The 20,962-nt window shown below is 68.9% G+C and carries 16 protein-coding genes and 1 riboswitch; of the genes, 3 read left to right on the top strand and 13 right to left on the bottom strand.

The window, feature by feature from the left end; translation table 11 throughout:
• The first annotated feature begins 16 nt into the window (after positions 1 to 16).
• From ACWGKS_RS05915 to ACWGKS_RS05905, 3 genes are all read left to right on the top strand, one after another.
• Entirely contained in the window at positions 17 to 712 is a 696-nt protein-coding gene (locus ACWGKS_RS05915; RefSeq protein WP_358511617.1) for a response regulator transcription factor, read from the top strand.
• A 183-nt stretch (positions 713 to 895) separates the two neighbouring features.
• Positions 896 to 2,323: a threonine/serine exporter family protein gene (locus tag ACWGKS_RS05910; RefSeq protein WP_358511614.1), complete on the top strand. Its 1,428-nt coding sequence runs from the start codon at positions 896 to 898 to the stop codon at positions 2,321 to 2,323.
• 196 nt (positions 2,324 to 2,519) lie between these two features.
• Entirely contained in the window at positions 2,520 to 2,708 is a 189-nt protein-coding gene (locus ACWGKS_RS05905) for a DUF5999 family protein (RefSeq protein ID WP_358511611.1), read from the top strand.
• Between the two features lie 146 nt (positions 2,709 to 2,854).
• Here ACWGKS_RS05905 and ACWGKS_RS05900 read toward each other — a convergent pair whose 3' ends face one another.
• The 13 genes from ACWGKS_RS05900 to ACWGKS_RS05840 form a co-directional block, all read right to left on the bottom strand.
• Complete coding sequence (locus tag ACWGKS_RS05900) at positions 2,855 to 4,099, bottom strand: tetratricopeptide repeat protein (RefSeq protein ID WP_358511608.1); 1,245 nt, start codon at positions 4,097 to 4,099, stop codon at positions 2,855 to 2,857.
• 214 nt (positions 4,100 to 4,313) lie between these two features.
• Entirely contained in the window at positions 4,314 to 7,184 is a 2,871-nt protein-coding gene (gene gcvP, locus ACWGKS_RS05895) for an aminomethyl-transferring glycine dehydrogenase (protein ID WP_358511710.1), read from the bottom strand.
• Positions 7,185 to 7,306: 122 nt separating this feature from the next.
• Positions 7,307 to 7,399, bottom strand: a riboswitch (glycine riboswitch).
• Between the two features lie 127 nt (positions 7,400 to 7,526).
• On the bottom strand, positions 7,527 to 8,015 hold the full coding sequence (locus ACWGKS_RS05890; protein ID WP_358511707.1) for a MerR family transcriptional regulator: 489 nt from the start codon (positions 8,013 to 8,015) through the stop codon (positions 7,527 to 7,529).
• A 468-nt stretch (positions 8,016 to 8,483) separates the two neighbouring features.
• Positions 8,484 to 8,957, bottom strand: coding sequence for a bifunctional nuclease family protein (locus ACWGKS_RS05885; protein WP_358511605.1), 474 nt, complete (start codon positions 8,955 to 8,957; stop codon positions 8,484 to 8,486).
• Positions 8,958 to 9,127: 170 nt separating this feature from the next.
• The gene (locus ACWGKS_RS05880; protein WP_358511602.1) at positions 9,128 to 9,673 is read right to left on the bottom strand and encodes an FHA domain-containing protein; all 546 of its coding nucleotides are present in this window, start codon (positions 9,671 to 9,673) and stop codon (positions 9,128 to 9,130) included.
• Between the two features lie 607 nt (positions 9,674 to 10,280).
• On the bottom strand, positions 10,281 to 12,785 hold the full coding sequence (locus ACWGKS_RS05875) for a mannose-1-phosphate guanyltransferase (protein WP_358511704.1): 2,505 nt from the start codon (positions 12,783 to 12,785) through the stop codon (positions 10,281 to 10,283).
• 212 nt (positions 12,786 to 12,997) lie between these two features.
• Positions 12,998 to 13,654, bottom strand: coding sequence for a CDP-alcohol phosphatidyltransferase family protein (locus ACWGKS_RS05870; protein ID WP_358511701.1), 657 nt, complete (start codon positions 13,652 to 13,654; stop codon positions 12,998 to 13,000).
• Positions 13,655 to 13,880: 226 nt separating this feature from the next.
• Positions 13,881 to 14,216, bottom strand: coding sequence for a DUF2795 domain-containing protein (locus ACWGKS_RS05865; RefSeq protein WP_087096765.1), 336 nt, complete (start codon positions 14,214 to 14,216; stop codon positions 13,881 to 13,883).
• A 133-nt stretch (positions 14,217 to 14,349) separates the two neighbouring features.
• The gene (locus ACWGKS_RS05860) at positions 14,350 to 15,741 is read right to left on the bottom strand and encodes a flavin monoamine oxidase family protein (protein WP_358511599.1); all 1,392 of its coding nucleotides are present in this window, start codon (positions 15,739 to 15,741) and stop codon (positions 14,350 to 14,352) included.
• A gap of 342 nt (positions 15,742 to 16,083) precedes the next feature.
• Complete coding sequence (locus ACWGKS_RS05855; RefSeq protein ID WP_358511596.1) at positions 16,084 to 16,968, bottom strand: PRC and DUF2382 domain-containing protein; 885 nt, start codon at positions 16,966 to 16,968, stop codon at positions 16,084 to 16,086.
• 367 nt (positions 16,969 to 17,335) lie between these two features.
• The gene (gene thyX / locus ACWGKS_RS05850) at positions 17,336 to 18,133 is read right to left on the bottom strand and encodes an FAD-dependent thymidylate synthase (RefSeq protein ID WP_358511593.1); all 798 of its coding nucleotides are present in this window, start codon (positions 18,131 to 18,133) and stop codon (positions 17,336 to 17,338) included.
• Between the two features lie 275 nt (positions 18,134 to 18,408).
• A complete protein-coding gene (locus tag ACWGKS_RS05845; protein ID WP_200816126.1) occupies positions 18,409 to 18,552 on the bottom strand; it encodes a GPGG-motif small membrane protein in 144 nt (47 codons plus the stop codon).
• Between the two features lie 143 nt (positions 18,553 to 18,695).
• Positions 18,696 to 20,918 (bottom strand): anthranilate synthase component I, encoded by a 2,223-nt coding sequence (locus ACWGKS_RS05840; protein ID WP_358511589.1) that lies wholly within the window; start codon positions 20,916 to 20,918, stop codon positions 18,696 to 18,698.
• Between the last annotated feature and the right edge of the window lie 44 nt (positions 20,919 to 20,962).

The raw sequence follows: 20,962 nt of genomic DNA, 5'->3' as shown, positions 1-20,962 counted from the left end.
CGGCAGAATCGGCCCCGTGCCCGTCTCAGTCCTGTTGGTCGACGACCAACCCCTCGTCCGTGCCGGCTTCCGCATGATCCTCGAATCCGTACCCCACCTGTCCGTGGTGGGCGAGGCCTCCGACGGCCGCGAGGCCGCACGAGCCGTGCGAAGCCTGCTCCCCGACATCGTCCTCATGGACATCCGCATGCCCGGCGTCGACGGGATCCAGGCCACCCGCGAGATCGTCGAGTGGGCCAAGGGCCTCGGGCACGGGGTACGCGTCCTGGCCCTGACCACCTTCGACCTGGACGAGTACGCCGTCGAAGCCCTGCGCGCCGGCGCCTCCGGCTTCCTGCTCAAGGACGTCCCGCCCACCGACCTGATCGCCGCCATCGACCTGGTCGCCGACGGTTCCTCCGTGGTCTCCCCCACCGTCCTGCGCCGTCTCCTGGACCGTTTCGTCCCCCTGATGCCCGCCCCCGAGTCCGAGACCGAACCCGAAACCGACCCCCTCACCAATCGCGAACATGAGGTGTTGGCACTGGTCGCCCGCGGCCGATCCAACTCCGAGATCGCCGGCCACCTCTTCCTCGGCGAGACCACCGTCAAGTCCCACGTGGGCAGCATCCTCACCAAACTGGAACTGCGCGACCGGGTCCAGGCCGTCGTGTATGCCTATGAGAACGGCCTGGTCACCCCGGGCGGGGACCCACCGCAGGCCGCCAGGTGACGGCGCGTCGACCGTAGAGCACGACCGCGGGCGTTGACAGGATGGCCGGGGTGATCGAACTCACCGGCGCCATCCGACCCGGAAGGGCGAACCCCGCCGTTGGGTACGGCGTCCCCTTGGTGGCCATCAAAAGCCGAACGCCACCACGGGGCGCGGACGAAGAGGGGGAGACGGAGCACAGTCATGCCGAGCAAGCGGGGGCGGTCGGGGCCGCCGAGCGAGGAGATCATGCTCAGCCGGATGCGCGACTGGCGCGCCGAGCACGAGCGTGAGTTGACCCCGGACAACCTCGACGACGAGGACACCAACCTTCCCGACGCGCGAGCCATCAACCTGGTCCTGCGCGTGGGCGAACTGATGCTGGCCAGCGGGGAGAGCACCGAAGCGGTCAGCGAGGCCATGCTGAGCCTGTCGATCGCCTTCGACCTGCCCCGTTCGGAGGTGTCGGTCACCTTCACCACCATCTCCCTGTCCACCCACCCGGGCGGCGACAGTCCACCGGTGACCGGCGAACGCGTGGTGCGTCGCCGTACCCTCGACTACTTCCGCGTCAACGAGCTGCACACCCTGGTCCAGCAGGCCGCCCTCGGGCTGTTGGAGCTGGAGGACGCCGCGGCCAGGCTGGAGCAGATCCGGCGAGCCCCCATGCCCTACCCGAACTGGTTGATCGCGGTGGGCTTCGGACTCATCGCCTCCAGCGCCAGCCTCATGGTGGGCGGTGGTCTGATAGTGGCCACCGTGGCGTTCATGGCCACCGTGCTGGGCGACCGCACATCGGTGTTCCTCGCCAACCGCGGTGTGGCGGAGTTCTACCAGATGGTCGCCGCCGCCACCGTGGCCGCCTCCATCGGCGTGGGCCTGTTGTGGGTGAGCACCTCACTCGACCTCGGCCTCCAGGCGGGCGCCATCATCACCGGTAACATCATGGCGCTGTTGCCCGGTCGTCCCCTGGTCTCCAGTCTCCAGGACGGCATCAGCGGCAGTTACGTCTCCGCCGCGGCACGCCTGTTGGAGACCTTCTTCACGCTGGGCGCGATCGTCTCGGGTGTGGGCGCGGTGGCCTACACGGCGGTGCGTCTGGGCGTGAACATGGACCTGGAGAACCTGCCGGCGGCGGGCACCACCCTGGACGTCGCGGTGCTGGTGGGCGCCGCCGGCATCGCCATGGCCTTCGCCATCTCACTGGCGGTACCACCCAGGATGCTCCCCAGCATCGGCGTCATGGGCGTCATGATCTGGGTGACCTACGCGGGGCTGCGTTCACTGGTGGACGTTCCCCCGGTGGTGGGCACCGTGGTGGGCGCGGTCGCCGTGGGCGTGGTCGGGCACTGGCTGGCCCGTCGCACCAGACGACCGGTCCTGCCCTACCTGATCCCCTCGATCGCCCCACTACTGCCGGGCAGCATCCTCTACCGGGGCCTGATCGAGATGACCCAGGGCACGGCCGTGGCGGGGATGCTCAGTCTCGCCGAGGCCATCACGGTGGCGCTCGCGCTGGGCGCCGGGGTCAACCTCGGTGGCGAACTGGTCCGGGCCTTCCAGCGCGGTGGTCTGGCGGGTGCGGGGATGCGCAGTCGTCCGGCCGCCCGACGCACACGCGGCGGTTACTGATTCCCCGTGGGCGTGTCCGGGTTCGGACACGCCCACGACATTTCGGGGAGAACCTGCTCGCCGGGGCGGGAGTCTCACCTGTTGAGAGCGAACAACAGCAGAGCGGCACCTTTGTCATCGGCCTGAAACGACAACATCATGTGATGTCAGCCACTACTGTTGGCCTCAACCGGCACACGACCGAAAGGGTCCATCCATGTGCAGCCACAAGCCTTCCTGTCCCACCGCCGAGGAAACCGACCGCGAGGCGGCCCGCGTCGTCTCCAGCCACCCCGAACAGGGATGGAGTCTGCTCTGCAACGGCGTCGTCCTCTTCGACGACACCGGTGAACTCCTCCCCGACGGGGCGGTCGTGGCCCCGCACCGCCCCCGCGCCGCGGCCTGAAGCGACCGACCACCGGTCCTCGACCGGCACCCGGCCACGATTTCCACCGACCTCGTGGCCCCCACCGAATGTCCGATCCCCTGATCCCTCGACCTCTCCCGCCCGGGAACCGCGAAATCCCGGGCGGTGACGTGTGCGCGAACCGGTCAGGGACCGTCCGGCCAACCCTGGGGGAGCACGTCCTCCCCCATCGCCTCCGCGAGCCGACGCCGGAAGTCCGCGTGAACGTCCGGGCCCCACACCAGTTCGCTCGGGGCTCGCAGGGCCTGCTCCATGGCGGCGCGCAGCGCGGCCGGGCGTGACTCGCCCTCCACCACCGGCACCGCCAACAGGGCGTGCATCTGAGTCACCGTCGCGAAGAGCTCCCCGGCGAGCACGGACGCGCTGGAGGTCGCCACGGCCTCCTCCAGGTACCCCTCCCACCAGGGTTCGGGCGTCTCCTCACCGTCCTCGTCCCCGGCTTGGGCGAAGGAGCGGCGCAGCCGCCACCGCACTTCTTCGGCGGTCTCCGTGTCCCGGCTCTCCAACCCGGTACGCCAGGCCCGGGCCGCCTCGTCCGGTTCGCCCCGCAGGACCAACAGACCGGCCAGAAGCTCCACCGCGGCGCCCGAGGTGCGCGCCCGCGGGTGCGCCCCCTCGTCGGCGGTGCCCGGCTCGGCGACCCCGGCGACGTCGGAGATGGCCCGCTCCAGGTGGGTGGCGGCGCGCAACAGGCGCAGACCCGGGTCGTCTCCCACCGCCAGACCGCGCTCGACCGCCACGGAGGCGCCCTCCACCTGTCCTCGGTCCAACAGGCGCCCCGCCAGGTCCCTGGCGGCGTCCTGGACCGTGGTGGCGTGCAGACGGCTCATCGGTTCGCCTTCGGGCGGCAGTTCCAGCGCGGCCTCCCAGTGCTCCTCCGCCTCGGTGTGCTCACCCCGCGTTTCGGCCTCTCGCGCCAACCCGTAGCGGGCCACCGCGCCGTAGGCCGCGCCACCCGATCCCAGCAGCCGTTCCCACACCCGGGCGGCCTCACCGTGCGAGCCCTCCTGCTCCAGGGACAGCGCCAGGTGGTAGGCGGCTCGTGGCGCGTAACGCGCGTCCCCGGTGGACAGCGCCCGACGGGCGGCCTCACGCGCGGCGGCCAGGTCGCCGCGCTGGTCTTGGACCACGGCCAGCCCCAACAGGGCCCGTGCCCGCACCCTGGGATGCGGGTCGGCCGTGACCGCCTGCTGGTAGAGCTTGGCGGCGCGTTTGAGGTGCCCGTTCTCGGCCAGGTCGCGGGCCCGATCGCACAGGTCGGCGGCGTCCCCGCCACCGGTTCCGGTGTCCTCGACGTCTTCGGGGTCGATGGCCTGGGGCTGCGGGTCCGAGGGTCCAGGGCGTGCGGAAGATCCGGACGTCGTGGTCATGGTGTGCGACTTTCCGTGGGGGCGAGGATCACGCGGTGGGCGGCGCGAGTGTTCTGCTCGCCGTAACTCTAACCTGCCGGTCGATGACGAGAGCTGCGCCCTGGTAGTGGATGTCGCGTGTCGCCCCACCCGAAGCGATGCCTTTACGTTGTAGATTCGCTATGGTCCGAAAAGAGCGGAGCGCCGACCGAAGCCGACACCCCGCTCACCACCCTCAGAGCTCGAAGGCCTCCGGCGGCGGGCAGGAGCAGACCAGGTTGCGGTCACCGTAGGCCTGGTCGATCCGACCGACCGGCGGCCAGTACTTGTCCTGGCGCAGCGACGGCAGCGGGTAGGCGGCTTCGGAGCGCGTGTAGCCGCGGCCCCACTCGTCGGCGGTCAGCGCCTCCGCGGTGTGCGGAGCGCCCCACAGCGGGTTGTCCTCGGCGCCCCACTCCCCCTTGGCCACCTTATCGATCTCACCGCGGATGGCGATCATCGCCTGGATGAACCGCTCCAACTCGGCGAGATTCTCGCTCTCGGTCGGCTCCACCATGAGCGTGCCGTTGACCGGGAAGGACATGGTCGGCGCGTGGAAGCCGTAGTCCATCAGCCGCTTGGCGACGTCCTCGTTGCTGATGCCACTGGTCTTCTGCAACGGACGGATGTCGATGATGCACTCATGCGCCACCAGTCCGCCCGCACCGGTGTACAGGACCGGGTAGTAGGGCTCCAGGCGCTTGGCGATGTAGTTGGCCGAGAGCACCGCGGTCTCGGTGGCCGAACGCAGCCCCTTCTCCCCCATCATGCGCACGTACGCCCAGGAGATCGGCAGGATGCCCGCCGAACCGAACGGCGCCGCCGAGACGGGACCGACCCCGGTGTGCGGGCCGGCCTCCGGCTGGCCCGGGTGGTTGGGCAGGAAGCCCGCCAGGTGCGAACGAACCGCGACCGGACCCACGCCCGGGCCGCCGCCGCCGTGCGGGATGCAGAAGGTCTTGTGCAGGTTCAGGTGGCTGACGTCGGCGCCGAACTCGCCCGGCTTGGCCCAACCCACCAGGGCGTTCAGGTTGGCCCCGTCGACGTAGACCTGGCCTCCGGCCTCGTGCACCAGGCGGCACACCTCGGTGATGGTGTCCTCGTACACACCCGCGGTGGAGGGGTAGGTGACCATGATGGCCGCCAGCTCCTCGCGGTGCTTGTCGGTCTTGGCGCGCAGGTCGTCCAGGTCGACGTTGCCGTCGTCGTCACAGGCCACCACGGACACACGCATGCCCGCCATGACGGCGCTGGCGGCGTTGGTGCCGTGCGCCGAACTGGGGATCAGGCACACGTCCCGGTGGGCCTGCCCGCGCGAGCGGTGGTAGCCGCGGATGGCGAGCAGGCCGGCGAGCTCACCTTGGGAACCGGCGTTGGGCTGTAGGGACACCGCGTCGTAGCCGGTGACCTCGACCAGCCAGGCCTCCAGGTCGCGGATGAGCGCCACGCTGCCGGCCGCCTGGTCCATCGGGGCGAACGGGTGCAGCCCGGCGAACTCGGGCCAGGTGATGGGCTCCATCTCGGCGGTGGCGTTGAGCTTCATGGTGCACGAGCCCAGCGGGATCATCGTGCGGTCCAGCGCCAGGTCCCGGTCGGCCAGACGGCGCATGTAACGCAGCAACGAGGTCTCACTGCGGTGGGTGTTGAAGACCTCGTGGGTGAGGTAGTCGACGCCGCGCGTCAGGTCCGCGGGCAGGCGGTCGGCGGACTCGTCCACCGTCACCGGGCCGCGCTCGGCACCACGGTCGGCCTCGCCGAAGGCGGCCAGGACCTTGCCCAGGGTGTCCACGCCGGTGGTCTCGTCCACGCTCAGACCGACCGTGTGCTGGTCGGTGGCGAGCAGGTTGACGCCGGACTCCAGTGCCCGCTCCACGACGCGGTCGGCGCTGGGCACGCGCACGCGCAGGGTGTCGAAGTACGCGCCGTGGACGACCTCGAAGCCGCGCTTGGTGAGCGCGTCGGCCAGGGACGCGGTGCGGGTGTGCACCTGACGGGCGATGGCCCGCAGCCCGTCGGGGCCATGGTAGACGGCGTACATGCCGGCCATGATCGCCAGCAGTACCTGGGCGGTGCAGATGTTGCTGGTGGCCTTCTCCCGACGAATGTGCTGTTCACGGGTCTGCAGGGCCAGACGGTAGGCGGGTCTGCCGACGTTGTCGACGGACACCCCGACCAGACGACCGGGCAGCTGCCGGCGCAGCTTCTCGCCCACGGACATGTAACCGGCGTGCGGGCCGCCGAAGCCGAGCGGCACACCGAAGCGCTGGGTGGAACCCACCGCGATGTCCGCGCCCAGTTCACCGGGGCTGCGCAGCAGGGTCAGGGCGAGGATGTCGGCGGCGACCACGGCCAGCGCGCCGCGCTCGTGCGCCTGCTCGATGACCGCGCTCGGGTCGCGGACCACACCGCTGGAGGCCGGGTACTGGACCAGGACTCCGAAGGCCTCGCCCTCGGGCAGGCCCTTGGTCAGGTCGGCGACGACGACCTCGATGTCCAGGGGCTCGGCGCGGGTGCGCAACACCTGCAGGGTCTGCGGGAAGACGTCGGCGTCCACGACGAAGACGTCGCTCTTGACCTTGGAGGCGCGTCGGGCCAGGGTCATGGCCTCGGCCGCGGCGGTCGCCTCGTCCAACAGCGAGGCGCCGGTGATGGGCAGACCGGTCAGGTCCGAGACCGCGGTCTGGAAGTTGAGGAGGGCCTCCAACCGGCCTTGGGAGATCTCCGGTTGGTAGGGCGTGTACGCGGTGTACCAGGCCGGGTTCTCCATGATGTTGCGCAGGATGACCGGCGGGGTGAGCGTGTCGTAGTAGCCCAGGCCGATGAGTGTGGTGTGGGGGCGGTTGCGACCGGCCAACTCCCGCAGCTCGGCCAGGGCCTCGGCCTCTCCCGCGGCCTCGGGCAGGGCCAGCGGGGCGCTCTGCCCGGGGCCGGTGAGGATGGACTCGGGCACGGCGGCGCTCATGAGCTCGGTCGTGGAGCCGTAGCCCACGGTCTTGAGCATCTCCGCCGTCTCGGTGGGCGTGGGGCCGATGTGCCGGTCGGCGAAGACCCGGGCGGGTGCGCCCATGGTCGAGGCGTTCGACGGGTCAGTCACGGAGACCTCCTGGTGACAGGGCCGATTCGATCGGCGGTGTTCCTCACGGTCTCCCCCTCTGTCACCGGGCACGACGATGCCGGCTCCAGAGCGGCCTCCTTCGCGCGGTCCATGGTGCCTGAGAGGTTACTGGGGAGTATTGCCCCGTCGGCGCCCCGTAGCGTCGGGGTCTCTCCCGCGCGATATCAAAAGCCTGCTGACGCTCTGTACATGTATCCAAGCAGGGAGAAATGTCGGTTTTCACCCCTGTTGTGGTTACGAAGGTACTCGATCGGACTCCGGAACGAGGAGCCAGGGCACACCTTCGTACCGCTCTCAACCGGTACGGCGTTCACGTCGCCGACGGGCCAGTTCGTCGACGGGTCGGGGGTCCGGGGTGGGAAGGTCGGAACGGGCCTCGGCCGGGACGACCCCCAGCGCCTCCTCCAGCTCACGGGCCACGTTCGCCAACGCCAACCCGAACATGCCCTGGCCCCGCTGCATGAGGTCGACGACCTCGTCGGGGGAGGTGCACTCGTAGACGCTCACACCGTCGCTCATCAGGGTGATGCGGGCCAACTCCCCGGCGGGACGGCCGCGCAGGTGGTCGACGGCCGTGCGGATCTGCTGCAGGGAGATCCCGGTGTCCAGGAGACGCTTGGCCACCTTCAGCATCAGGATGTCCGGAAGACTGTACAGCGGGGCGTTTTCGGCTCCTGTGCGCACGCTCGGCTCCACCAGGCCGGTTCTGGCCCAGTAGTCGAGCTGTCGATAGGTGATCCCGGCGGCCGTACACGCCGCTGGGCCCCGATACCCGACGTCCATAGGCAGCGCCATCACGTCCTCTTCGCACAGTAGGCCCTGCTGCCCCGCTAGCCGCAGCGCAGACCGCCTGTCATGGGGATCCCGCTTGCCGCTCGCTACCGCCACGCCGACCTCCGGCTTCTCGTCCCACGGCGGCATCGACAGGGGAAGGTCCACTCAGGGAATGGGCGCGCCGCAGGTTCCACAGCACTGACGGTAGGGCGACGCCAAGGCAGCGTCAACGAAGCCGCCCGGCGCGTCGCCAAGTACGCGCGGTGACGGCTCCGACCCACCCGTACGTCCGATGCCCCGAGGAGACCGGGCCTTTTCGGTTGTGGTCGCCGCGTCCATTCCCTCATCCCAATCTACCACTGACCCCGATAATGAAGTCGCAGGTCACAGCCGTGTCCTCGGCCTCATGGGCCGATGGGCCCGCTCGGGCAAGGAAGAGGGGCCCACGCCGTGCGCGGGCCCCGCCCTTGCGATCTCTCAGGTACTGCGTCGACCGAAGTCCTCGGGCGAGATGTTGTCCAGGAACTCCCGGAACGCCTCGACCTGGTCCTCCTGCTCGTCGGGTATCGGCATCCCCGCCTCGTCGATCACGTCCTCGTGCGCGTAGATCGGGGTTCCGGTCCGCAGGGCCAGGGCAATGGAGTCGGAGGGTCGTGCACTGACCTCGACACCATTGCTGAAGACCAGTTCGGCGTAGAAGATGCCATCGCTCAGCCCCGTGATCCGTACCGTTTCCAGGCCGGTCTCCAGGGCGTCGAGCACGTCCCGAAACAGGTCGTGCGTGAGAGGTCGGGCGGGCGCGACCCCCTGTTGGGCCAAGGCGATGGCGGTGGCCTCCACCCCGCCGATCCAGATCGGCAGGTAGCGGTCACCCTCGGATTCCTTGAGCAGGACAATCGGTTGGTTCGAAGGCATCTCAACCCGGACGCCGACGACCTCCATGTGCTTCACAGCGTCTCCGTCCCACGAGTCGTCATGCCGGCTGGGCGCTCGTCCCTGCTCCCCCGTCGGATCAGGACCCGAGGGCGAAATCGGCACCCTTCGTTACAAAGCTCTCCGGAGGTGGAGGGCCGCAAACCTCTTCGGCCCTCCCACCCCCGTCGACCGTGGTCACCGATCCGTCATCGGCGGGGCTTGGTCAGCAGGATCATCCGGAACTTGCCGATCTGGATCTCGTCCCCACCACCCAGCTCGGCCTCGTCCACCGGTTCCCGGTTGACGTAGGTGCCGTTGAGACTACCGACGTCACGGACCCCGAACCCGTTACCCCTGCGGAAGAACTCCACGTGGCGTCGGGAGACGGTGACGTCGTCCAAGAAGATGTCGCTGTTGGGGTGGCGCCCGGCGGTGGTCACGTCGCTGTCCAGCAGGAAACGACTTCCGGCGTTGGGGCCACGGCGGACCACGAGTAGCGCGGTGCCCGGGGGCAACGCATCGGCACTGGCGGGGTCGTCGCCGCCGAGATCCTCACCCGCTTCCTCATCCTCCAGGGCCTGTATCCCGGAGATGGAGATGGTGGAGGTGACGTCCCCTCCACCGGACTCCCCGCCCGTGTTGGACGGCGGATTCTGCTGGTCGGCCCTGCGGAGGGGAGTTCCACAGTGGGAGCAGAAACGGGCATCATCCGCAACGGCGTGACCGCACTGCGTGCAGTAAACGCTCGACATAGGTCGGCTCGGCCTCCTACCGCACGGGGCGGTGCTTGATTCGGCTGATCGGTGGCGCGTTCCGGCTCGCCGGACGGACACTGTGCCCGCTCAACGTCCGGAACACGGTGAGACGTTCCGCTTTCGCGGCAACGGATCGTCCCACACGGTCGGTCGCTAGGTCTCATCCCCTATGTTCTGCCCCTTGTCACCCCGACGGACGTCCGCCGTTGCCGGAACCCCTTGTGTCGATGGTGACGAGATGCTTCAGGGAACACTCGACTTTAAACCATATCCCTGTCCAGACAGGGTTTCGCTCCCCCGTGGCCCGCCGCGCGGCCCCGTGACACGGGCGTGCGACGGACTCGATGGAGGCGGCACCCGGGGCACCGCCACACCGGACCTCGGAAGAGATCAACGCCTGTTCTGGGGCAGATGCCCGTCCGAGGGGTTTGGTTCTGTTGAACGCGGAGTGGATTTTCGTCGGCCTCCCGACCGTGGATTGACCTGGGATTCCGCTCGATTCGTCCGCTCGACCGCCCTGCCGGGCGATTTTTCCCCACCGACGGACGGACCGAAGCACGTGGGCGTGGACGGCCACCGCCGCCCACGCCCACGACCTGCCATTTCAGCCCTCCGCACGCTCCACGACGGAGGCCCATTCGTCCAACAGAGCCTGAGCCTTGTCCGAATCAGGACCTTCGGCCCAAAGATGGGTGACGGCTTCGGCGGTGTCCGGGAGGACCAGCGCCCAGCTTCCGTCCGACTCGATCACGCGCACGCCGTCGGTGGTGTCCAGTTCCCGGTCCTGCGCGGCCTCCACGACCGCGCGCATGACGCTGCCCTTGACCGCCCATGGGGTGGGCACCGAACGGCGCAACAGGTGCGCCTGAGGGATCGCCCGATCGATCTCCACGATCGGGCGACGGGTCCGCGCCACCAGACCCAGCAGCCGCACGAACGCGGCGATGCCGTCACTGGTGGAGCTGAACTCGGGGAGGACGAACCCGCCCCGGCCGTCACCGGCGAAGATGATGGCGTCACCCTCGGCACGGACCGCCTTGGTGAGCTCGTGGGTGGCGGTGGCCGTCCAACGCACCTCGACACCGTGGGCACCGGCCACGCGCTCGGCCACCCTGGTGGTGGTCACCGGCAGCGCCACCTTGCCCGCACCGCGTTCGGCGGCCACCAGGTCCAGCACCACCAACAACGCGCGGTCGTCGTCGATCAGCTCGCCGTTCTCGTCCACGATGGACAGGCGTTCGGCGACCGGGTCGAAACGCACACCGAAGTCCGCCCCCGAACCCGACACCAACTCGCCCAGACGTTCCAGGTCGCGCATCTTCCTGGCGACCGTGTCGGTGGGCGAGGCCTCGTCCAGGCGGTTGTTGACGGTGAGCACGTCCACGCCGATCCGTCCCAGCAGCGAGGGCAGGATGAGCGAACCCGTGCCGCCCGCGCAGTCCACGACCACCTTCAGCTCCGCCTCGGCCACCCCGGAGGTGTCCACGGACCGTAGGAGGTCGTGGGAGTAGTTCTCGATGTTGCGGGCGGCGAAGGTCAGCTCGCCGATCTCCCCGGGGAACGCGCGCCGGTACTCGGCTCGGGAGAAGACCCGGTCGAGTTTGCGCTGGGCGCCCGGCGACAGGTCGGCCCCCTCACCGTCCAGGAAGATGATGTCGACCGACTCGGGGTCGCCCGGACTGGTGCGCACGACGATGCCGCCGCTGACGCCGCTCTGGGAGGTGTGGAAGCGCGCCACCGGCAGCGGCACCACCTCCAGGTCGCGCACCTCGATGGCGGTCGCGGTGAGCGCGCTGATGATGGCCCTCTTGAGCGTGCGCGCGGCGCGCGAGACGTCGCGGGAGGTCGTGACCATCGCACCCTTCTTCAGGGTGGTGGCGTAGGCGTTGGCCAACCGGACCGCGAGTTCGGGGGTGATCTCGACGTTGATCAGGCCGGACACACCACGGGGACCGAACAGGGAGCGTTGCCCCCGTGACTCCCAGACGACGTTGGTGCTGACCACCGCCCCGGCCTCGATGGTCTTGAACGGGTAGACCTTGACGTCGTTGTGCAGGTAGGCCTCGGACTCGATGACGCAGTCCTCACCGATGACCGCGCCCTCCTCGATCCGCACCGCCGCCATGACGTCGGTGTTCTTGCCGATCACGGTGCCGCGCAGGTTGGCGCCGCGGCCGATGAACACGTTGTCGTGGAGCACGGTGCGGTGGGCGAAGGCCTCCGCGCGGACCACGGCGTTGCTGCCGACCACGGTGTACTCGCGCAGTTCCGCGCCGGCCTCGACCTTGGCGTAGTCGCCGATGTAGAGCGGTCCCTTGAGTACGGCCTCGGAGCTGACCTCGGAGCCCTCGCCCACCCACACGCCCGGGGAGACCTCGAAGCCGTCGATGTCGACGTCCACCTTGCCCGAGAGCACGTCGGCCTGGGCGCTCAGGTAGCTCTCGTGGGTGCCCACGTCCTCCCAGTAGCCGTCGGCGACGTACCCGTAGATGGGTTCGCCCTCGGCCAGGAGTTCGGGGAACACGTCACCGGACCAGTCGACCACCTCTCCGGTGGCGACTCTCTCCAACACCTCCGGTTCCATGATGTAGATGCCGGTGTTGACGGTGTCGGAGAAGACCTGTCCCCAGGTAGGTTTTTCCAGGAAACGCTGGATGCGGCCCTGCTCGTCGACGATGATGATGCCGAACTCCAGCGGGTTGGGGACCCGCTTCAGGGCGATGGTGAGCTTGGCGCCGCGTTCACGGTGGAAGCGGAGCATGTCGGTGAGGTCGATGTCGGTGAGCGCGTCACCGGAGATGACGATGAACGGCTCGCCGCGCAGGTGTTCCTCGGCGTTCTTGACGCTGCCGGCGGTCCCGAGGGGGACCTCCTCGGCGACGTAGTGGAGCTTCATGCCGAGCTCTTCGCCGTCACCGAAGTAGTTGCGGATGAGCGTGGCCAGGAACTGGACGGTGACGACCGTCTCGGTGAATCCGTGCTTGCGCAGTAGGCGCAGCACGTGCTCCATGATGGGCTTGTTGACCACCGGTAGGAGCGGTTTGGGTTGGTTGGCCGTCATCGGGCGCAGGCGAGTGCCCTCGCCGCCCGCCATCACGACGGCCTTCATCGGAGGCGTGGTGGTCCCGGGCCCTTCGTTGGGTGTGGTCATCCCCGATCCCCCCGAACGGCTTGGCCGTGGGGGGCGATGGGGGATGTGCGTTCTTCGGAGCGCGCACCGGCGCGCGCGGTGGGACATGTTCTCATGACGGAGACGACACTCCCTTTCGATCCGACAGGACTCAGGTGAGCCGGCCCGTCGGTGTCACGGATCAGGCCCCGTTACCGTTCCGTGAACCTGCCGTGCCCCTCGTCGCTGTCCGGGTCTCCCGTTCTCACACCCTCGTGATCAGCGCGTTCGGCACGGCGGGACTGTCCGATCAGGCGTAGTCCCTGTACGGCGTAGAGCAATCCGGCCCACCAATAAAGAGCCGTTCCCCAGAGCGCGAACGCCCAACCTACAATTTTGGCCACATCTCCCACGATGGACGCGTACTCGGCCACGAACAACAACGGGAACGAGTACAACAGGCACAGGGTGGCGGCCTTGCCCGCGAAGTTCACCGGAAGCGGCCCGTAGCCGAAGTGGCGCAGCAGCGGCAGGGCGCCGAGGATGAGGACGTCTCGCAGGACCAGGATGGCCATCAGCCACCACGGCACGATCCCACGGATGACCAGTCCCAGCAGCGCCGCGAAGATGTAGAGCCGGTCGGCGGCCGGGTCGAGGAACTGACCCAACTTGGAGGCCTGGTTCCAGGCTCGGGCGATCTTGCCGTCCAGCCAGTCGCTGAGCCCGGCGAAGGCGAGCACGAGCAGTGCCCACCAGTCGGCCTCGGGTCCCAGGATGAGCCACAGGAACAGCGGAACACCCAACAACCGGAGCATGCTCAACAGGTTGGGAACCGTCCAGATGCGGTCGGTGACCACCGGGCCGGCCACACTGCCCCCCGCCTCGTGTCTGCCTTCTTGCGCGGATCGCCCCATGGCGACCACGATAACGGGCGGGATCTTCCGTTCCCACCGCAGCGCGCTCCGTCGATGTCCCGTGACCCGGCGAAACGGCCGCCCGCCAATCGTAGCCTGTACGGACCCACCTTCCGGTTCGGGCTCTTCTCCCGGCGAACGCGTCAGCGGGTGCGGCGGCGGCCCCGCCGCCCCGGCCCGCTCAGGACTTACGGTTCTCCCCGGTCTCCTCTTCGATCGGGTTCACCGGCCCGGTGTCCTTCATCGTCTCGGAAAGACCGGGTTTGGTGTGTTCCCGCCGCTGCTGGGCCCGATCGGACTCCTTGCGCGCGTCCGTGTCGGACTCGTCCATGGGCACCGACCGCAGGACGTCGTCGGGTCGGTCGTAGTCGACCGGAGGCATCGCCCTCAATGCCCTCATGATCTCGTCGTCGGCCCCCAGAGAAGCAGCCCGGTCCAGGATCCGTTCCTTGTCCGCGGGAAAGGGCACCTGGCCCAGAATCGTCTTCAGACCCTCGACACCGTGTTCGGTCCCCATCGTGGCTCCCCGTTTCCTGTTCGATGAATGACACCGCCGACCCCGCACACACGACTTCCCTGGTCAAAGGGGTGCGCGGCCCGTGAAAACGCACTACCCGCCCGTCACCGGGCACAACCTCCCGCCGAGGGGATCAGTCCAGGGACAGGATGCGCTCGGCCTCCCGCAGCCCCGACAGCAACGCGCCGTGCACCGTGGCGCTGTGCTCGACGACGGTGGCCTCCCCCGCGAAGAACACGCGTTCCCCGATCGGGTCGCTCAACGCGATCCGGTCCTGGTCACCGGAGCCGACCGCGGTGAAGGAGAACCCTCCTCGCGCGAACGGGTCGTCCATCCAGTGCGTCAGGTAGTGGTCCACCGGGTCCGGCGCCTTCTTGAACATGCCCCGCAGCGACTCCATGGCGTGCTCGACCACCTCGGCGTCGTCCTTGCCGGCCAGGAAGCGCGCCGCGTTGCCGCCGTTGCGACAGACCAGGACCGGCACGCCGAACACGTTCTGTCCCGAGTACCAGTGGAACCAGGTTCCCTCCTCGGTCCCCAGGTGCACGATCACCTCGGCGTCGCCCCAGAAGACCTCGTCGAAGCGCAGGAACAGCTTCTCCAAGCGGCCGTTGCCCAGGCTCTCCAACGACTCGCGCTTGTCCTGGGGCAGTGGCGGCTCGAAGTCGACCTGGCCGGCCTGCAGGACCCCCAGCGGCAGGGTCACCAGGACGCGGTCGGCGGTGAGGGTCTCCTCTCCGCCGGGGGTGTCCACCCGGACCCGGACGCCGTCCTCGCCGTGGTCCACCGACGACACGACGTGCTCGAAGCGCACGTCCAACCCTCGGGCCAGGTGGTCGGTGAGTCGGCCCATCCCGTCGGGGAAGACGACGTCGTCACCGCTGAACTCGTGAGCGGCGGAGACCGCCGTGAAGGCGATCTCCTCGGCGTCGGCCCCGTGTTCGGCCTCGGCGATGCGGTGCACGATCTCCGCTGCGTCGCGGGCGCGCGCGCGGACCAGGTTGACGTCGTAGAGGGCGTGGTCGATGCCCTGCTCCATGGACTCCTCCCGGCCGGCGCCGACCGTGGTCCAGTACATGTGCTCGTGGAGGAGGTTGACGTCCTCCATGTTGCGCCGGTGTCGGTCGAAGAGGAGGCGGCGCCCCTTGGGGTCGTAGGCGGTCTCGGTGGCACGGTTGAAGGTCGCCGTACGCGCGCCGGCCTCCCGGACCAGGCGGGAGAGCGGATTGTTCTCCTCCCCCCGCATCCAGGAGGCGCCGACGTCCAGGGTCGCTCCGCCCCAGGTGCGCACGGAGTGGATCCGTCCGCCGGTGCGGGCACGGGCCTCCAGTACGGTGACCCGCTCCCCCTGTTCGGCGAGTCGGTCGGCGGCCGCCAGTCCGGACATGCCGGCCCCCAGGACGAGGGTGTGTCCGCGGCCGGGTTCGGCGTCACGACCACGCGGCTCGGGTTCGGCGTCGCGCCCGGCCGTCTCCTCGCCGGTGACCTCTTCTCGGGCGCTCTCCCCGTTCACGTCCTCGGTCATCGTGTTCCCCCTGCTCCTGTCGGCGGCCGACAGATGCGAGCCTAAGCTCACGTCCGGCTCCGACCTGGGAGGACACCCCGACAGGGCTCGGGTGGGCGATCGGTGAAGGGGTGACGGTGGCCGGCGCTCTCCACCGGCCACCGTTCGAGAGGTACCCCCTCCCCGAGGCGGCGGGCCTCAGGGAAGGACTGACCAGGAGGTGTCGTCCGTCCCCGACACCCCTCGTTCAGAAAACCTAGTGCGCAAGGCTTTCGGTTTCCTTTCGTCCCTCCGGTACCGGGCCCCGCACGAAAAGGGTGCGCCGGGCGCCCGAAGGCACCCGGCGCACGATGGCGCTCGCGATCACCTGGGGCCGGAGGGCGAAGTGCCGTCCTCGTCCTCACCCTCGATCTCGAACCGCTCCTTGCGAAGCTCGCCCTCGACGTGCTCCTCGCGGGTGACGTCGCGCTTTCGAACGTGGATCTCCTCCACCGGCACGTTCTGCTTGGAGACCACCGGACGCTCCTCGTAGAGCGTGAAGGTCTGCTCACCCTCCTCCAGGTCGCCTTCGTCGGTCACCTGGGAGGGGTCGGTGATCGGCCGGCGCTCCACCTCCAACTCGTCGTGGTGCACCGGGACGGTCTCGTCGAAGCGCTCGACGTCCACGTGTCGGCGCATCCGCGCCTGTCCGCTCTCTCGGCGTTCGACGCCGATTTCCACCTGCTCCTCGTGCCGGATCAGCGAGACGTCCTCGGCCTCGGGGTCGACCGGACCACCGAGGCGTTCGCCCGAACGGGCACGGCCGACCGTGTCACCCTCCTCGGTCCAGGAGTCGGTCTCCCGGCCCATGGCCTCGTCGGTCCCGTGGCGCCTCTCACCCATGGGCGGCGTCCCGGTCATGTCGTCGGTCTCTCCCCCGCTCTGTCGGGGCACACCACCGTGCTTGGCGAAGTAGTCGCGGACGATGGCCTCGTCCTCGGGCTCGACGTGACGGTCGGCCTCCACCTGCGGAGCGTCCTTGACCGTCGCCTTGTCGTAGGGGATCTGGATGTCCTCGGCCATCGGTCGGGCCCCCTGGAGCGGCACCAGGGTCTCCTTCATTCCGAAGAGTCCGGTGTGGACCGAGACCCAACTGGGTTCTCCCGTGCGGTCGTCCAGGAAGACCTGCTTGATCTTCCCGATGTTGTTGCCTTCGGGGTCGAGTACTTGGTGCCCGATGAGGTTCTCCGGTACAAGTTCGCTGGTCACTGCGCAACCCCTTCCTGGTTCGTGGGAGGCGGGGCTGTTCGCCTTCCGTTCGCCCTCGCCTCCTACCCACGCCGGACACCCCTACGAATGCTCCCACCAGGACTTATGCGAGATCCAACCGAATCCGTGCTCGCTATTGGCGCGGCCCGGGAATCATTGGCCCATTCCCGAGGCCCCCTTGACCCTTTCGGGACGAAGTGGACACGGACCGGCACCGAAAAGCGGTGATCTTGCTACCAGAAGCGAAAAAGGTGCCTTTTTCGCTTCTGGTAGCAAGATCACCGCAGGATGGCCGGCCTGGACGCCTGATGGGCACAAAGGAGCCCGCCCCGGGCAGAGGCCGGGGCGGGCGGTCATGGGAGGTCGGTCAGACCTTGCGCCACTGGGGCACCCAGGCGCCGTCCTCGACGACGTAGTCGCCGAACAGCGCGGGGGCCTCCTCCTTCAGTGTCTCACCGATGAGGTGGAAAAGCAGGCGAATCTCCTCTTCCGCACCGGGAGCGGTGCGGGCCTCCAGGGTGTGCCGCAGGGTGCGCACGTTGGCGGTCCACACCAGACCGGTGGCCACGCCCTCGGGGGCGAAGCGACGCATGAACGACGTCTTGTGCTTCTTCTCGGCGAACTTCACGCCCTCGTCGTCCAGACCGAAGTGTTCGGCCATCCAGAACTGGAACTCCTCCATCTGCTGGAGCATCGCCGTGGCGCGCTCCATCAGCTCCGGGTCCTCCTCGGCCCAGTCCGGGAACCAGAACGGCAGGTCGGTCAGGCGCACGAAGCGCAGCGACTCCTGGGAGACGGCGACGCCGGGGCGGTGACGGATGAGTTCGTGGGTGAGCACACGCGAGACGTTGTGCAGCACGAAGCTGAAGCTGATGTGTTCGAGCACCGAACCGTGCAGGCTGGCCAACAGGTTGCCCAGGTACTGGTCCTGGTCCTTGCGCACCCGGGTGACGTTGGGGTTGAGCCCCGGCTCCCAGGAGCGATAGCACAGTCGCCCGGCGAACTCGGCGAGGTTCTGGGAGTCGTTGAGGTGTGCATCGAGTTCACCCCGGTCGAACCGCTCGATCCACGCCTCTCCTCCGACCTCCTTGAGGTAGTCGGTGATGGCGTCGTAGTCCACCTGCGGACGTGCGACCAGGCGGACCTGGGGATCGACCTTCTTCACAGCACCCTCTCCTAGCAACTCCCCCGACCCATGGCACGCTTCGATCCCGTCACCCGGGGATCTGATCGGGGAACGGTACACGCGATGGGGTTGGGCCGATTCGGCCTCCCACGAGGGTACACGTCCGACCCGGGGGTAGGACCTGCCTCCCGTGCGAGGGTGTGGACACGGCCGAGGGATCGGGTGTCCGACCACGCTCGTGCGCGTGTCGGACACCCGATCCCTTGGCCGGTTTCATCGTGGAACAGTGCTCGCTGGAAGGGTTCGGTCGCTCGTTAGAGGCCGAGGACGAAACCGCCGGGCGAGAGGATCACTCCGACGACGATGAGAACGATGCCCCAGAGGAGCTGCCCGCGCAGGAGGCCCATCACGCCGGCGACGATGAGGATGATTCCGAGGATCAGCAGCAAAATACTCATACCAACCCCCTGTCCGGTAACAGTTTGATCAAACCAGCCCCACGGGGGTTGCATTTCACTTCTTCAAGTCGTCCCAGGTGAGAAGGCCCGCGTGGGACGAGATCCGTCCCACGCGAACGCCCGTGTCTCAACCGTTGAAGGCCTCAACCCGCCTCACGGGCGAGTTCCAGGGCGCGGGAGACGATGCCCTCGCCGACCGCCGCGGTGAGGATGGACTCGGGGTGGAACTGCACGGCGTACCAGCGCGCCGCACGGTCCTCGATCGCCATGACGACCGGGGGCTCCCCCTCCTCCCCGTCCAGAACGGCGGTCACCTCGAAGTGCTTCACCGCCTCGGGCACCGTGTAGGTCGAGTGGTAGCGGGCCGCCTGGAATCGGCCGTCCTCACCTTGGCCGGCCAACAGGTCCCCGCCCAAGACCTCGACCCGGCCGGGCTTGCCGTGCACGGGGGCGTCCAAGGTGCTCAGCTCACCGCCGGCGTGTTCGACCATGCCCTGCAGACCCAGGCACACACCGAACACGGGCAGTCCGCGGGTCGCCAGGGCGTCGAGCAGGTCGCTCATGGCGAAGTCCACGGGCAGACCGGGCCCGGGCGAGAGGACGACCAGGTCGGGGGCGAACCGGTCCAGCAGGGCGTGGTCGAACCCGTAGCGGACGGTGGTGACCTCGGCGCCGTGGCGGCGCACGTAGTCGGCCAGGGTGTTGACGAAGGAGTCCTCGTGGTCGACCAGCAGAACACGCATGCCGGCGCCCGGCAGCGGAGCGGGCTCGGGTTCCTCGACGACCGGCGACGGCTGCGATTCCCGGGCGTGCTGCTCCTCACCCTGGGCGAGGGTCTCCATCAGGGCGCGGGCCTTGAGGAAGGTCTCCTTTTCCTCGGCCTCGGGGTCGGAGTCGTACAGCAGGGTCGCGCCGACCCGCACCGCAGCCACCCCGTCACGGATGTGGGCGGTGCGCAGGGTGAGCCCGGTGTTCATCGAACCGTCGAAGTTGAGCACGCCGACGGCCCCGCCGTACCAGCGGCGAGGGCTGGTCTCGTGCTGTTCGATGAAGCGCATCGCCCAGGTCTTGGGCGCGCCGGTGACGGTGACCGCCCACATGTGGGTGAGGAAGGCGTCCAGTGCGTCGAACTCCTTGCGCAGGGTGCCCTCGATGTGGTCGACGGTGTGGATCAGGCGTGAGTACATCTCGATCTGCCGCCGGCCGATCACCTTGACGCTGCCCGGCTCGCACACCCGTGACTTGTCGTTGCGGTCCACGTCGGTGCACATGGTCAGCTCGGACTTCTCCTTGACCGAGGAGAGCAGTTCCTGGATGTTCTCGGCGTCACCCAGGGCGTCATCGCCGCGGCGGATGGTGCCGGAGATGGGGCAGGTCTCCACCCGCTGACCGGTTCCGGGTTCGCCGCTGACCCGTACGAACATCTCAGGGGAGGCGCCCACCAGGTATTCGCCCTCCCCCAGGTTGAAGAAGAACTCGTAGGGGGCGGGGTTGCGCTCGCGCAGGTTCTCGTAGAAGCGGGCCGGGGAGGAGCAGCGGGCGTAGGTCCGGTGTCCTGGCACCACCTCGAACAGGTCGCCGCGACGGAAGCGCTTCTTGGCCTCGGCCACGATCTCGGCGTAGGAGCCGGGTTCGGGCCCCGCGGGCACCTCGGTGGCCACCACCGGCGGGGTGGGTTCGGTGGTCCGGGGCAGGCCCTCGGTGGTGGCCTCGGGCCGATCGCCCTGGGCCGGGACGGTGAACTCGTAGGTGTAGCGCACGCAGGTCTCGCGCTTGCGGTCGCGGACCACGATGGCGTCGGGCAGGTGCAGGACCAGGTCGCGGTCGCCGGGGTCGCGGTCGATGTGCCGTTCGATGTGTTCGAACTGGAAGGCGAGGTCGTACCCGAAGGCGCCGTAGAGGCCGAGGTTGGTGTCCTCGGGGCTGCGCAGGGCGTCCAGGAGGGCGCGCACGGCGGTGAAGACGCTGGGCCGGCGGCTGCGTTCCTCCTCGGTGAAGAACTCCCCCGGGTCGGCTTCGGGCACGGTCACGGTGACCTGGTCGGGGCCGGCGGCCACGGCCTCGCCGGCGGTGCGCAGCGCCTGGTCCACGACGGGGAGCAGGACGCGGCCCCGCTCGTTGAGGGCGGTGGCGGTGACCCGTCGCCCTCGGGTGGCGACCTCCAGACAGGGGTCGACGTAGCCCAGGTGCCAGCGGTCGTAGCGGCCGGGGTACTCCATTCCCGAGGAGAGCACACCGCCTCGGCGGAACTCGACGGAGCTGACGAGTTCGGTGAGGATCTCGGGGTCGCACGGGGTGGCGCCGCGGTGGACCCTCACCCCGGCGGGGGTGCTGTAAGTGCTGTTCTGGGCGTCGCTGGGCTTCACGGCCGGTCCTTCGGGGCGCTCTACGGTCGGGTGGTCATCACCGG

Source organism: Nocardiopsis sp. NPDC055879 (assembly GCF_053615935.1).
The sequence above is the reverse complement of the archived record's forward strand: the minus strand, read 5'-3'. Positions and strand labels throughout refer to the sequence as shown.

Coding starts and splice junctions, on each gene's coding strand:
- ACWGKS_RS05890 (WP_358511707.1), bottom strand. CDS start 8,015: ATGGACGTCGGGTATCGGGGCCCAGCGGCGTGTACGGCCGCCGGGATC.
- ACWGKS_RS05875 (WP_358511704.1), bottom strand. CDS start 12,785: ATGAAGGCCGTCGTGATGGCGGGCGGCGAGGGCACTCGCCTGCGCCCG.
- ACWGKS_RS05905 (WP_358511611.1), top strand. CDS start 2,520: ATGTGCAGCCACAAGCCTTCCTGTCCCACCGCCGAGGAAACCGACCGC.
- ACWGKS_RS05900 (WP_358511608.1), bottom strand. CDS start 4,099: ATGACCACGACGTCCGGATCTTCCGCACGCCCTGGACCCTCGGACCCG.
- ACWGKS_RS05910 (WP_358511614.1), top strand. CDS start 896: ATGCCGAGCAAGCGGGGGCGGTCGGGGCCGCCGAGCGAGGAGATCATG.
- ACWGKS_RS05860 (WP_358511599.1), bottom strand. CDS start 15,741: ATGACCGAGGACGTGAACGGGGAGAGCGCCCGAGAAGAGGTCACCGGC.
- ACWGKS_RS05845 (WP_200816126.1), bottom strand. CDS start 18,552: ATGAGTATTTTGCTGCTGATCCTCGGAATCATCCTCATCGTCGCCGGC.
- ACWGKS_RS05880 (WP_358511602.1), bottom strand. CDS start 9,673: ATGTCGAGCGTTTACTGCACGCAGTGCGGTCACGCCGTTGCGGATGAT.
- gcvP (WP_358511710.1), bottom strand. CDS start 7,184: ATGGGCGCACCCGCCCGGGTCTTCGCCGACCGGCACATCGGCCCCACG.
- ACWGKS_RS05865 (WP_087096765.1), bottom strand. CDS start 14,216: ATGGGGACCGAACACGGTGTCGAGGGTCTGAAGACGATTCTGGGCCAG.